General features: G+C 60.2%; 12 protein-coding genes. 8 read left to right on the top strand and 4 right to left on the bottom strand.

Annotated features, from left to right (window positions below):
• Positions 1 to 12 precede the first annotated feature (12 nt).
• Entirely contained in the window at positions 13 to 600 is a 588-nt protein-coding gene (locus KW846_RS15200) for a TIGR00730 family Rossman fold protein (protein WP_007973290.1), read from the bottom strand.
• Positions 601 to 944: 344 nt separating this feature from the next.
• Here KW846_RS15200 and azu point away from each other — a divergent pair, with 344 nt between their 5' ends.
• Positions 945 to 1,391 carry an azurin gene (gene azu / locus KW846_RS15195; protein ID WP_007973294.1) on the top strand — a complete coding sequence of 149 codons (447 nt, stop codon included), beginning with the start codon at positions 945 to 947 and terminating at the stop codon, positions 1,389 to 1,391.
• Between the two features lie 173 nt (positions 1,392 to 1,564).
• On the opposite strand, the gene nadE is transcribed toward azu, so the two are convergent.
• From nadE to KW846_RS15180, 3 genes are all read right to left on the bottom strand, one after another.
• Complete coding sequence (gene nadE / locus KW846_RS15190; RefSeq protein ID WP_095964709.1) at positions 1,565 to 2,392, bottom strand: ammonia-dependent NAD(+) synthetase; 828 nt, start codon at positions 2,390 to 2,392, stop codon at positions 1,565 to 1,567.
• A gap of 4 nt (positions 2,393 to 2,396) precedes the next feature.
• On the bottom strand, positions 2,397 to 3,623 hold the full coding sequence (gene pncB, locus KW846_RS15185; protein WP_218483148.1) for a nicotinate phosphoribosyltransferase: 1,227 nt from the start codon (positions 3,621 to 3,623) through the stop codon (positions 2,397 to 2,399).
• A gap of 192 nt (positions 3,624 to 3,815) precedes the next feature.
• Positions 3,816 to 4,727, bottom strand: coding sequence for a LysR family transcriptional regulator (locus tag KW846_RS15180; protein WP_007973301.1), 912 nt, complete (start codon positions 4,725 to 4,727; stop codon positions 3,816 to 3,818).
• A 174-nt stretch (positions 4,728 to 4,901) separates the two neighbouring features.
• Between KW846_RS15180 and KW846_RS15175 the strand changes: the two genes are divergently transcribed.
• The 7 genes from KW846_RS15175 (at position 4,902) to KW846_RS15145 (ending at position 13,336) form a co-directional block, all read left to right on the top strand.
• Positions 4,902 to 6,392: an aldehyde dehydrogenase family protein gene (locus KW846_RS15175; RefSeq protein ID WP_007973303.1), complete on the top strand. Its 1,491-nt coding sequence runs from the start codon at positions 4,902 to 4,904 to the stop codon at positions 6,390 to 6,392.
• Between the two features lie 129 nt (positions 6,393 to 6,521).
• Entirely contained in the window at positions 6,522 to 7,805 is a 1,284-nt protein-coding gene (locus KW846_RS15170; RefSeq protein WP_218483145.1) for an FAD-binding oxidoreductase, read from the top strand.
• 364 nt (positions 7,806 to 8,169) lie between these two features.
• Positions 8,170 to 9,303: an ABC transporter substrate-binding protein gene (locus KW846_RS15165; RefSeq protein WP_007979707.1), complete on the top strand. Its 1,134-nt coding sequence runs from the start codon at positions 8,170 to 8,172 to the stop codon at positions 9,301 to 9,303.
• Positions 9,304 to 9,552: 249 nt separating this feature from the next.
• The gene (locus KW846_RS15160; RefSeq protein WP_008048116.1) at positions 9,553 to 10,467 is read left to right on the top strand and encodes a branched-chain amino acid ABC transporter permease; all 915 of its coding nucleotides are present in this window, start codon (positions 9,553 to 9,555) and stop codon (positions 10,465 to 10,467) included.
• A gap of 3 nt (positions 10,468 to 10,470) precedes the next feature.
• Positions 10,471 to 11,754 carry a high-affinity branched-chain amino acid ABC transporter permease LivM gene (gene livM, locus KW846_RS15155; protein ID WP_116580692.1) on the top strand — a complete coding sequence of 428 codons (1,284 nt, stop codon included), beginning with the start codon at positions 10,471 to 10,473 and terminating at the stop codon, positions 11,752 to 11,754.
• On the top strand, positions 11,751 to 12,623 hold the full coding sequence (locus tag KW846_RS15150; protein ID WP_007979702.1) for an ABC transporter ATP-binding protein: 873 nt from the start codon (positions 11,751 to 11,753) through the stop codon (positions 12,621 to 12,623). The genes livM and KW846_RS15150 overlap by 4 nt, the downstream gene beginning before the upstream one ends.
• Positions 12,620 to 13,336 carry an ABC transporter ATP-binding protein gene (locus tag KW846_RS15145; protein WP_007979701.1) on the top strand — a complete coding sequence of 239 codons (717 nt, stop codon included), beginning with the start codon at positions 12,620 to 12,622 and terminating at the stop codon, positions 13,334 to 13,336. Before KW846_RS15150 ends, KW846_RS15145 begins: the two co-directional genes overlap by 4 nt.
• The last annotated feature ends 75 nt before the right edge of the window (positions 13,337 to 13,411 follow it).

Below are 13,411 nucleotides of genomic sequence, written 5' to 3'. Positions count from 1 at the left end.
GGTGCCGAGCCGTTAGCTGGGTTTTTGCTCGGCCCACTTTGGCGCTACGGACGGTTGCCAGGCATCCAGCGCATCGAGCAGGTTTTGCGGTGATTCGCTCACCTGCAGCATGTCACGGTGCTGCCCGCGAACGAAGCCTTCGCCGACGATGTGATCAAGAAAAGACGTCAATTTGCTGTAGAAACCGTTCACTTCCAGCAATCCCAGCGGTTTTCCGTGGTAGCCGAGCTGGCCCCAGGTCCAGACTTCGAACAGTTCCTCGAGGGTGCCAAGGCCACCGGGCAGCGCGATAAAGGCATCGCTGAGTTCGGCCATCCGGGCCTTGCGTGCGTGCATGCCATCGACAACTTCCAGGCGGGTCAGGCCGCTGTGGCCGATTTCCTTGTCCTTGAGGCTTTGCGGGATGATGCCGATCACTTCACCGCCGGCCGCCAGGGCCGCATCAGCGACTATGCCCATCAGCCCGACGGCGCCACCGCCATACACCAGGGTCAGCTTGCGTTCGGCCAGAGCCCGGCCAAGGGCCACGGCGGCTTCGCGGTAAGCCGGGTGGGTGCCGGTGCTGGCGCCACAAAATACACAAACGGATGTTAAAGACATGCCTTGCTCCATGGTCGATCAGGGCCACAGAGTAAAGGCAGGCGCGCGTCACTCCAAGGGCTAGACTTGGTGTTTTGGCGTTTCGTACGTACCGCTGGCGCCGCAGGCGTAGGCGGCCAGCAAACTGCACAACAGGCTGTTGATCGACATGACAGGCATTCCATTTGAAGGGGGACGGCCTGATGATAGGCCCGGGCCAGACACTTGGCCGGTAGATATTTCGTATCGGTGCCATAGCGCGAAAGTTGTATACAATTTTTGATTCAAGTCATATGAACTTGCGAAGTTTTCAGGCAGTCTTCTGTTTATTCGCGATTTCGCTAACCCTGCCTTGGAGATTCACCATGTTTGCCAAACTTGTTGCGGTATCCCTGTTGACACTGGCCAGCAGCCAACTGATGGCTGCCGAGTGCAAAGTCACTGTCGACTCCACCGACCAGATGTCTTTCGACACGAAGGCCATTGAAATCGACAAGAGCTGCAAGACGTTTACCGTGGAACTCAAGCACTCCGGCAGCTTGCCGAAGAACGTCATGGGCCATAACTGGGTGCTGAGTAAAGAAGCCGACATGCAGCCGATCGCCACCGACGGCCTGAGCGCCGGCATCGACAAGAACTACCTGAAAGAAGGCGACGCCCGTGTGATCGCCCACACCAAGATCATCGGTGCCAATGAAACCGATTCGGTGACCTTCGACGTTTCCAAGCTCGCGGCCGGTGAAAAGTACGGGTTCTTCTGCTCGTTCCCGGGCCACATCTCGATGATGAAAGGCACCGTGACCCTGAAGTAATCAGGTACACCGCGTCATCGTGCTTCGCGAGCAAGCCCGCTCCCACAGGTTTGCGCCGTCAATGTGGGAGCGAGCCTGCTCGCGAAGGGGCCATCAGCATCGACATATGTTTTGGCCAAAGAAAAGCCCGCTGAAGCTCAACACTTCAGCGGGCTTTTTCATTCACTCACGCCTCAAGGTGCAAACGGCATCACGCGCTTGTGATGGGTCTTGTTGTAGGTGTCGCAAATGATCTTGAACGCTTCCTCACGCACCGGATGGCCGTGCAGGAACGCGTCGATCTCGGCGTAGGTCACGCCGTGGGAGGCTTCGTCCGGTTTGCCGGGCGACAGGTCTTCAAGGTCCGCCGTCGGGACTTTTTCCACCAGCGATTCCGGCGCGCCGAAGCTGCGGGCGATGGCGCGGACCTGGTTTTTCACCAGGCCGCTCAGTGGCGCCAGGTCGCAGGCGCCATCACCGAACTTGGTGAAGAACCCCATCACCGCTTCCGCCGCGTGATCGGTGCCGATCACCAGGCCATGGGCCGCACCGGCGATGGTGTACTGGGCGACCATGCGCATGCGCGCCTTGGTGTTGCCGAGCACGAAGTCCACCGACACCGCATGTTTGCCTTCGAAGGCTGCCACTTCACTGGCCAGGGATTTGACCGCTGGGCCGATGTTCACGGTGTGGCGCTCGTCCGGCTTGATGAAATCCACCGAAGCCTGGGCGTCGTGTTCATCGAACTGGGTTTCGTAGGGCAGGCGCACGGCAATGAATTTGTATGCGGCATCACCGCTGCGCTGGCGCAGTTCACGCACGGCCCGTTGGGCCAGCAGGCCGGCGGTCAGGGAGTCGACACCGCCACTGATGCCCAGGACCAGGGTCTTGAGCCCGGAGTTGACCAGGCAGTCCTGAATGAAGGTCACCCGCCGGGCGACTTCGGCCTCAAGGGCGGCTTCGTCGGCGAATGGCGGCTGGACCTTGAGCTGTTCAGCAATCTCACGCTGTACGGCTTGCATGAATTCACTCCTTGCTTGATGGACTTGAAAGGGCGGCAGGTACTTGAAAAACGTGTCGCAAGTACGCGACGAAATTCGGGTCTTTGCAGTGCGTCTTGCCGGGCTCGTCCGAGATCTTCGCCACCGGCTGGCCGTTGCAGGCGGCCATTTTAAGCACGATGCTCATCGGTTCGACACCTGGAATGTCACAGGTCAGGTTGGTGCCGATGCCGAAGCTGACATTGATCCGACCGCGCAGCGCCCGGAATATCTCCAGGGCCCTGGGCAGGGTCAGGCTGTCGGAGAAAGTCAGTGTCTTGCTCATCGGGTCGATGCCGAGCTTGTGATAGTGGGCGATGGCTTTTTCCGCCCAGACCACCGGATCGCCCGAGTCGTGGCGCAAACCGTCGAAAAGCTTGGCGAAAAACAGATCGAAATCGCCGAGGAAGGCATCCATGGTGATGCAGTCGGTCAGGGCAATCCCCAGCAGGCCACGGTATTCGCGGACCCAGCAATCGAGTGCGGCGATCTGGCTGTCGATCAGCCGCGGGCCGAGCTGCTGGTGGGCCATGATCCATTCGTGGGCCATGGTGCCCAGCGGTTTCATGTCCAGCTCCCGGGACAGGTGCACGTTGCTGGTGCCGACAAAGCGTCCGGGGAAGTCATGCTTGAGCACATTCACCACTTCTTCCTGCACGCGATACGAGAAGCGGCGGCGCGTGCCGAAATCGGCCACCTGCAACTCGGACAATTCATCGCTGCCGGCGTTGGCGCTCAGCCAGTCGAACTTGCGGTAGAGCTGCTCGCGAGCCTGCTCCAGCACGACTTCGCGGTAGCGATAACGATTGCGTACCTCGCTGACCAGCGCCAGCAGCGGCACTTCGAACAGGATCACATGCAGCCAGGGGCCGCGCAGGCGGATGACCAGCTCGCCGTTTTCGATACCGGTGTGGAGGTAGCGCAGGTTGAAGCGAAACAAGCCGAGAAAGCGCAGGAAATCCGGCTTCAGGAAGCTGATGCGTTCCAGAAAGCTCAATTGATCGGCGCTCAGGCTCAGTTCGGCCAGGCGTTCGATCTGGAAACGGATTTCCGCCAGGTACGGGCGCAAATCCTCGCCGTTACGGCAGCGAAACTCCCATTCGACTTCGACGTTGGGGTAGTTGTGCAGCACCGCCTGCATCATCGTCAGTTTGTAGAAGTCGGTGTCGAGCAGGTTCTGCACGATGCGATCGGCAAACACACTCTCGCTCATAACGGGGGTTCTCCACATTGAATAGAGCTAGTGGCGCACAACGGTGGTGGGGATTGCCAGCAATTTTTCAGACTGCACCAGATCCTTGTGGGAGCGAGCTTGCTCGCGATAGCGGACTGACAGGCAATTCAAGTATTGAATGTAATGACGCCATCGCGAGCAAGCTCGCTCCCACAGGGATTGTGAAAAGGCTCAATGTTGTGGGGCATCCGGGCTATCAATTTGCTCCAGCATCCATTTCACAAAGTCCCGCACCTTGGGCACTTCCGCCGAATGCTCCGGGTAGGCCAGGTAATAGGAGTCGCTGCTGGGCATTGCATGCTGCCAGGGAATGACCAGCTTGCCGTCGGCCAGTTCCTCTTCCACCAGAAAGCGCGGTAGCAGCGCCACGCCGCAGCCAACCTGGGCGGCGCGGATGCACATGTAAAAGGTTTCGAAACGCGGGCCGTGGTAGCTGTGCTCGGTGTGGTAGCCCTGGTGGTCGAACCAGTCATGCCAGGCCTGGGGGCGGGAGGCGTTCTGCAGCAGGACCAGGTCGGTCAGTTGGGTCGGGTCGGTGAACGGCGTGTCCGGCAGGCTACCCGGGGCACACACGGGCACCAGCTCTTCACCGAACAGCTTCAGGCATTCGGTGCCGGGCCGCGAGCCCTGGCCGAAGTAGAACGCCAGGTCACTGCGACCTTGCAGCAGGTCGTCGGCTTCCTGTTCGCTGCACAGGTCCAGATGGATCGATGGGTGTCGCAGACGCCAGCCTTTCAGGCGCGGTACCAGCCAGCGCGCGCCGAAGGTGGGTGGCGTCGAAACCCGCAGGACTTCGGTTTCGCCGCCGTAGGAACGCAGGTAATGGGTCGACATCTCGACCTGAGTGAGGATTTTTCGCACCTCGACCAGGTACAGATCGCCCGCCGGCGTCATCTGCAGGCGACGGCGCACCCGGCGGAACAGCAGGTGCTGCAACAACTCCTCGAGTTGCGCGACCTGTTTGCTCACGGCGCTCTGGGTCAGGTTCAGCTCTTCGGCAGCCCGGGTGAAGCTCAAGTGCCGGGTGACGGCTTCGAAGCACTGCAACGCAGCGATCGATGGCAGGTAGCGTTTATTCAGCATGGGCGGTCCTTGGTTCTTGTTTCTTATTGCCAGCAATGCACTGCATGAATAAACGGAATGATATCTCTCTTAAAGGTCGTTTGTTGAGTAACCTCCGGGCAGCTAAAACTACAGCTCTGATCAGCCGTGATTTTCCGGCTGCACGTGTTCTGTCTTTTGCTTGAGGAGTGACCCATGGTTGCCGCATTGCTTGATCGTCTAGGTGTGAACCCGGCCCTGTACCAGAACGGCAAAGTGCCGGTGCATTCGCCGGTCGATGGCAGCAGGATCGCCGCCGTGAACTGGGAAGGCGCGGCTGAGGTCGAGCAGCACATCAGTCGCGCAGATCATGCGTTCGAACTGTGGCGCAAGGTTCCGGCACCGCGCCGTGGTGAGTTGGTGCGTCAATTCGGTGAAGTGCTGCGCGAATACAAGGCCGACCTCGGTGAGCTGGTGTCCTGGGAGGCCGGCAAGATCACTCAGGAAGGCCTGGGTGAAGTTCAGGAAATGATCGACATCTGCGACTTCGCCGTCGGCCTGTCGCGTCAACTGTACGGTTTGACCATCGCCTCCGAGCGCCCTGGCCACCATATGCGTGAAACCTGGCACCCGCTGGGCGTTGTCGGGGTGATCAGTGCCTTCAACTTCCCGGTCGCGGTCTGGGCCTGGAACACCACGCTGGCACTGGTGTGCGGCAACCCTGTGGTGTGGAAGCCCTCGGAAAAGACCCCGCTCACCGCGCTGGCCTGCCAGGCGCTGTTCGATCGCGTCGTGAAGAACTTCAGCGATGCGCCTGCGAATTTGTGCCAGGTAGTGATCGGCGGCCGCGATGCCGGCGAAGCCTTGGTGGACGACCCGCGCGTAGCGCTGATCAGCGCCACCGGCAGCACCCGCATGGGCCGCGAAGTGGCACCGAAAGTGGCCGCGCGCTTTGCCCGCAGCATTCTCGAACTGGGCGGTAACAACGCCATGATCCTCGGCCCGAGCGCCGACCTGGACATGGCTGTTCGCGCGATTCTGTTCAGCGCCGTCGGCACCGCCGGTCAGCGCTGCACCACCCTGCGTCGACTGATCGCTCATGAATCGGTGAAAGAAGAAATCGTCACCCGCTTGAAAGCCGCGTACTCGAAAGTGCGTATCGGCCATCCGCTGGAAGGCAATCTGGTCGGCCCGCTGATCGACAAGCAAAGCTTCGACAACATGCAGGATGCGTTGGAGCAGGCGTTGAGCGAAGGCGGCAAAGTCTTCGGCGGCAAGCGTCAGCTGGAAGACCAGTTCCCGAACGCTTACTACGTGTCGCCGGCCATCGTCGAAATGCCTGAGCAGAGCGATGTGGTCTGCCACGAAACCTTCGCCCCGATCCTGTACGTGGTCGGCTACACCGACTTCCAGGAAGCGCTGCGCCTGAATAACGCCGTGCCACAAGGCCTGTCCTCGTGCATCTTCACCACCGACGTGCGTGAAGCCGAGCAGTTCATGTCGGCGGTGGGCAGCGACTGCGGCATCGCCAACGTCAACATCGGCCCGAGCGGTGCGGAAATCGGTGGCGCGTTTGGTGGCGAGAAAGAAACCGGCGGCGGTCGTGAGTCCGGCTCCGATGCATGGCGCGGCTACATGCGCCGCCAGACCAACACCGTGAACTATTCGCTGGAGTTGCCGTTGGCTCAAGGGATCACCTTCGACTGATCCGGTAGATGATCCCCTGTAGGAGCTGCCGAAGGCTGCGATCTTTTGAAACAAAATCAAAAGATCGCAGCCTTCGGCAGCTCCTACAGGGGAATGATGAGTTTGTTAGGTTTCTGTTGGAGTCTGGCAATGCCGTTACGCGAAGAGTGTCTGTGGGAAAAACTGACGCCGCAGAGGCCGGACAATTCGGCCCTCAAGGGTGAGGTCACGGTGGATGTCTGCGTCATCGGCGCCGGGTTTACCGGTTTGTCGGCGGCGGTGCATCTGCTGGAGCAAGGCAAGACCGTTTGTGTGCTGGAGGCCCATCGTGCCGGCCATGGTGGTTCGGGGCGCAATGTCGGGCTGGTCAATGCCGGGATGTGGATTCCCCCGGACGAGATCGAAGCAGGGTTCGGCACTGAGGTCGGCAGCCAGCTCAACCGCATGCTGGGCGCGGCGCCATCCCTGGTGTTCAGCCTTGTCGACAAATACAACATCGATTGCCAGTTGCGCCGCGAAGGCACGCTGCACATGGCGCACAACGCCCGTGGCGAAGCCGACTTGCGCAGTCGTGAAGAACAATGGAAGCGTCGCGGTGCGCCGGTGGAGTTGCTCACCGGTCAGGCCTGCGAGCAAGCCACCGGCACGAAAAAGATCGCCGCGGCATTGCTCGATCGCCGCGCCGGCACGCTCAACCCGATGGCCTACACCACCGGGCTGGCCAAGGCGGCCATCGGCCTGGGCGGTCAATTGTTCGATCATTCCCCGGTCACCCGGCTCGAGCGTCAGGGCCAGCGCTGGTCGGTGCAAACCGCCCAGGGTTCGGTGATGGCCGAGAAAGTGGTGATTGCCTCCAATGCCTACACCGAAGGCGACTGGACGGAACTGCGGCGCAATTTCTTCCCCGGTTATTACTATCAGGTGGCCTCGGTGCCGCTGACCGAAGAAGCCGCCCGGCAAATTCTGCCCGGTGGCCAGGGTTCCTGGGACACTCGACAGGTACTCAGCAGTATCCGTCGGGATAAAGACGGTCGCCTGTTGCTTGGCAGCCTGGGCAATGGCAATCAGAAGCCGACCTGGTTCCTCAAGGCCTGGGCCGACCGGGTGCAGCAGCACTATTTCCCCTACCTCAAACCAGTGGAATGGGAGTGCACCTGGACCGGTCGCATCGCCTTCACCCCCGATCATTTGATGCGCCTGTTCGAACCAGCGCCCGGTTTGGTGGCCGTCACCGGTTACAACGGGCGGGGCGTGACCACGGGTACGGTGGTCGGCAAGGCCTTTGCCGAATACCTGTGTAACGGAAATCCTCAAGCGCTACCGATTCCTTTCGCGCCCATGCAGCCATTGGCCGGGGTGGGGTTGCGCAGCTGTCTGTACGAGGCGGGATTCTCGCTGTATCACGCAGGCCAGTGCCTGCGGATCGTGATCTGAATGTTGATTTTTGCAGGGCGCAAGCGGCGCTTTTTCGATCTGCAGCTAGCCTGTAGTGGTGCGGGTTGTAGCAGTCTCGCACCAGCAGTGTGCACTTCGGTGACGCACGTTGTTACAGGCTGGTTGCACGTCGTTTAAAGCCACGGTTGCAATGATGGCGCAGGCGGGTTGCGCCTCAAAAAAATAATGGTTTTACCTTCCGCGGTTTAGACGGTTGCACGCCCAATGAAAATGGGTCCGAAACAGTCGAAATAACAAGAAAGCAGCGACTTTTTTAAGAATAAAAAACCGATGGCACGGCCCTTGCTCTGAGCATTCAGTGAAGTCGCAGTGCCAATTAAAAAAAACCATGGAGCACCACCTCATGTCCCAGACGTTTTACAAGAAAGGCTTTCTGGCCCTCGCAGTGGCAACTGCGTTGGGTGTTTCTGCGTTTGCTCAGGCTGACATCAAGATCGGCGTAGCGGGACCAATGACAGGCGCCAACGCGGCATTTGGCGAACAGTACATGAAGGGTGCACAAGCGGCGGCCGATGCGGTCAACGCGTCGGGCGGGGTCAACGGGGAAAAAATCGTACTGGTCAAGGGCGATGACGCCTGCGAACCGAAACAGGCTGTGACGGTCGCCAAAGACCTGACCAACCAGAAAGTCGCCGGCGTGGTCGGTCACTTCTGCTCCTCGTCGACCATCCCGGCCTCCGAGATTTACGACGAAGCAGGCATCATCGCAATCACTCCTGGCTCCACCAACCCGGCTGTGACCGAGCGTGGCCTGAGCGCCATGTTCCGTATGTGCGGGCGTGACGACCAGCAAGGCATCGTGGCCGGCGACTACATCGTCGACGTGCTCAAGGGCAAGAAAGTGGTCGTGCTGCACGACAAGGACACCTACGGTCAGGGCCTGGCGGATGCCACCAAGGCTCAGCTTGAGAAGCGTGGTGTGAAGCCTGTGCTGTATGAAGGCCTGACCCGTGGCGAGAAAGACTTCAGCACCATCGTGACCAAGATCCGCGGCGCTGGCGCTGACGTCGTCTACTTCGGTGGCCTGCACCCGGAAGCCGGTCCTCTGGTGCGTCAACTGCGTGAGCAAGGCCTGAAAGACGTCAAGTTCATGTCCGACGACGGCATCGTGACCGACGAACTGGTGACCACCGCTGGCGGTCCGCAATTCGTTGACGGCGTGCTGATGACCTTCGGCGCCGACCCACGCCTGCTGCCAGACAGCAAGACCGTGGTAGACGCCTTCCGCAAGGCCGGTACCGAGCCTGAAGGCTACACCCTGTACGCCTACGCTTCGGTCCAGGCCCTGGCGGCAGCCTTCAACGGTGCCAAGTCCAACAAGGGCGAAGAAGCGGCCGCATGGCTGAAGAAGAACCCGGTGAAGACCGTCATGGGCGAGAAGACCTGGGACAGCAAGGGCGACCTGAAAGTCTCCGACTACGTGGTTTACCAGTGGGACAAGGACGGCAAATACCACCAGCTGGAAAAACAGAAGTAAGGGCTGACTCGACACCTGAACCCCACTGATTCCCTGTAGGAGCGAGCCCGCTCGCGAAAAACGTCAACGATAACGCGTGCTTGCTGGTTCAACGCGTTGTCCTCAGGTTCTTCGCGAGCAAGCTCGCTCCTACAGGGGGCGGTGGTGGCCGGGTTGATCCTGGTTGTCATTGCTCCGACGTATATCTGTATTTTCCTTAGAAGAACCGCACAGCCACATGTGCAGGTTCTCATTGCGTGAGATTGCGTTATGGATGGTATTTTCCTGCAGCAACTGGTCAACGGCCTGACCCTCGGGTCGGTCTATGGCCTGATCGCCATCGGCTACACAATGGTCTATGGCATCATCGGCATGATCAACTTCGCCCACGGCGAGGTTTACATGATTTCCGCTTACCTCGCGGCAATCAGTCTGGCTCTGCTGGCTTACTTCGGTATCGAATCCTTCCCGCTGCTGATGCTTGGCACACTGATCTTCACCATCGTCGTCACGGCGGTGTATGGCTGGGTCATCGAGCGTGTCGCCTACAAACCCCTGCGCAACTCCACTCGACTCGCACCGCTGATCAGTGCGATCGGTATCTCCCTGATCCTGCAAAACTACGCACAGATCTCCCAGGGCGCGAAGCAACAAGGCGTTCCGACATTGCTCTCGGGTGCATGGCGCGTGGATATCGGTACCGGTTTCGTTCAGTTGACCTACACCAAGGTCTTCATTCTGGTCGCCGCGTTTGTCGGGATGGCCGCGCTGACCTACATCATCAAGTACACCAAGCTCGGCCGCATGTGCCGTGCAACCCAGCAAGACCGCAAGATGGCTTCGATCCTGGGGATCAACACCGACCGGGTGATTTCCTACGTGTTCATCATCGGTGCAGCGATGGCGGCCCTGGCCGGCGTGCTGATCACCATGAACTACGGCACATTCGACTTCTATGCCGGCTTCATCATCGGGATCAAGGCGTTCACCGCCGCGGTGCTCGGCGGGATTGGCTCACTGCCAGGCGCGATGCTCGGCGGGATCATTCTCGGGATTTCCGAGTCGCTGTTTTCCGGTCTGGTGAACTCGGACTACAAAGACGTTTTCAGCTTCTCGCTGTTGGTCCTCGTTCTGGTCTTTCGGCCTCAAGGCCTGCTCGGCCGTCCTCTTGTGTCGAAGGTGTAAGCGATGTCTTCAACCACTAAAAAAACCATTGATATCAAAAAAAGTCTGGTTGACGCGATTCTTGCCGGCCTCATTGCCCTGATTGTGTTCGGGCCGATTGTCGGCGTCGTTCTCGATGGCTATGGCTTCAACCTGGAAACCACCCGGGTGGCGTGGATCGTGGCGATCGTCATGGCCGGGCGTTTTGCCCTGAGCCTGTTCCTGCAGACAGCCAAGGGTCTGAAAATCCTCGAAGGCTTTGAAACGACAGGCTCCGGGGTGCATGTGCTGGCGCCGGACTACAAGTCGCGGCTGCGCTGGATCATCCCGCTGATGATCGTCATCGCCGTGGCACTGCCGTTTTTCTCCAACTCCTACCTGCTGGGCGTGGTCATCCTCGGGCTGATCTACGTACTGCTGGGGCTGGGGCTGAACATCGTGGTCGGCCTGGCCGGCCTGCTCGACCTCGGTTACGTGGCGTTCTACGCCATCGGCGCCTACGGCCTGGCACTCGGCTACCAATACCTCGGGCTGGGCTTCTGGACGGTGTTGCCGCTGGCGGCGATCACCGCCGGCCTGGCCGGTTGCATCCTTGGTTTCCCGGTGCTGCGCCTGCACGGTGACTACCTGGCGATCGTGACCCTGGGCTTCGGTGAAATCATCCGCCTGATCCTCAACAACTGGTTGTCGCTCACTGGCGGCCCGAACGGCATGCCGGCACCGCTGCCGACTTTCTTCGGCCTGGAGTTCGGCAAGCGAGCCAAGGACGGCGGCGTGCCGTTCCATGAGTTCTTCGGCATCGCCTACAACCCCGACGTGAAGTACTACTTCATCTACGCGGTACTGTTCCTGGTGGTGCTGGCTGTGCTGTACATCAAGCATCGCCTGACCCGCATGCCGGTCGGCCGCGCCTGGGAAGCCCTGCGCGAAGACGAAATCGCCTGCCGCTCCATGGGTCTGAACCACGTACTGGTCAAGCTCTCGGCATTCACCATCGGTGCCTCGACGGCCGGTCTGGCCGGGGTGTTCTTCGCCACTTACCAGGGCTTCGTCAACCCGACCTCGTTCACCTTCTTCGAATCGGCGTTGATCCTCGCCATCGTGGTACTGGGCGGCATGGGTTCGACCATCGGCGTGGTGATTGCAGCCTTCGTGCTGACCGTCGCTCCGGAACTGCTGCGTGGCTTCGCCGAGTACCGCGTGCTGCTGTTCGGCATCCTGATGGTGTTGATGATGATCTGGCGACCGCGCGGTCTGATTCGGATCAGCCGTACCGGTGTGACGCCGCGTAAAGGAGTAGCGCCATGAGCGAAGTCGTACTCTCCGTAGAGAAGCTGATGATGCACTTCGGCGGCATCAAGGCGTTGAATGATGTGAGCCTGAAGGTCAAGCGCAACTCGATCTTCGCCCTGATCGGCCCCAACGGCGCCGGCAAGACCACGGTCTTCAACTGCCTGACCGGGTTCTACAAGGCCTCCGGCGGCAAGATCGAACTGAACGTGCGCGGGCAAAAGACCAACGTCATCCAGTTGCTGGGCGAATCGTTCAAGCCGACCGATTTCGTTTCGCCAAAAAGCTTCATCACCCGGCTGCGTTACAAGATGTTCGGCGGCACCCACCTGGTAAACCGTGCCGGCCTGGCGCGGACGTTCCAGAACATTCGCCTGTTCAAGGAAATGTCGGTGCTGGAAAACCTGCTGGTGGCCCAGCACATGTGGGTCAACCGCAACATGCTGGCCGGCATCCTCAACACCAAGGGCTATCGCAAGGCCGAAAGCGATGCGCTGGACCATGCCTTCTACTGGCTGGAAGTGGTGGATCTGGTGGACTGCGCCAACCGCCTGGCCGGTGAACTGTCCTACGGCCAGCAGCGCCGCCTGGAAATCGCCCGCGCCATGTGCACCCGTCCGCAGATCATCTGCCTCGACGAACCGGCCGCCGGCCTCAACCCTCAGGAAACCGAAGCGCTGAGCGCGATGATCCGGCTGCTGCGCGATGAGCACGATCTGACCGTGGTGCTGATCGAACACGACATGGGCATGGTAATGAGCATTTCCGACCACATCGTGGTGCTGGACCACGGCATCGTCATCGCCGAGGGTGGTCCCGACGACATCCGCAACGACCCGAAAGTGATTGCCGCGTACCTGGGCGCCGACGAAGAGGAGGTGGTATGAGCAAACCCATCCTCGAACTCAAGGACCTGGACGTGTTCTACGGCCCGATCCAGGCCCTCAAAGGCGTCTCGCTGCACATCAACGAAGGGGAGACCGTCAGCCTCATCGGCTCCAACGGCGCCGGCAAGTCGACCCTGCTGATGTCGATCTTCGGCCAGCCACGGGCCGCCGACGGGCAGATCCTTTATCAGGGCGTGGACATTACCCACAAGTCTTCCCACTACATCGCCTCCAACGGCATCGCGCAGTCGCCGGAAGGGCGGCGGGTGTTCCCTGACATGACAGTCGAGGAAAACCTGCTGATGGGCACCATCCCTATCGGTGACAAGTACGCCAAGGAAGACATGCAACGCATGTTCGAGCTGTTCCCACGGCTTGAAGAGCGGCGTACCCAACGGGCGATGACCATGTCCGGAGGCGAGCAGCAGATGCTGGCCATCGCCCGCGCCCTGATGAGCCGGCCCAAGTTGTTGCTGCTCGATGAGCCGAGCCTGGGCCTGGCGCCGATCGTGGTGAAACAGATCTTCGCGACCCTGCGAGAACTGGCCAAGACCGGTATGACCATCTTCCTGGTGGAACAGAACGCCAACCACGCCCTGCGGTTGTCGGACCGGGCGTACGTGATGGTCAACGGCGAAATCCGCATGACCGGTACCGGCAAGGAGCTGCTGGTCAACGAGGATGTGCGTAACGCTTATCTCGGCGGGCACTGAGTTTCAGTGGGTTATGCACAAGCCCCGGCGCGCAATCGCCGGGGCTTTTTTTCATCTCCAAACACCGCCAGTTTC

It is taken from the genome of Pseudomonas sp. PDM32, from assembly GCF_019219225.1.
In the GTDB taxonomy this organism is placed as follows: Bacteria; Pseudomonadota; Gammaproteobacteria; order Pseudomonadales; family Pseudomonadaceae; genus Aquipseudomonas; species Aquipseudomonas laurylsulfatiphila.
Note: the sequence above shows the minus strand (reverse complement) of the source record. Positions and strands in the feature narration are given on the sequence as shown.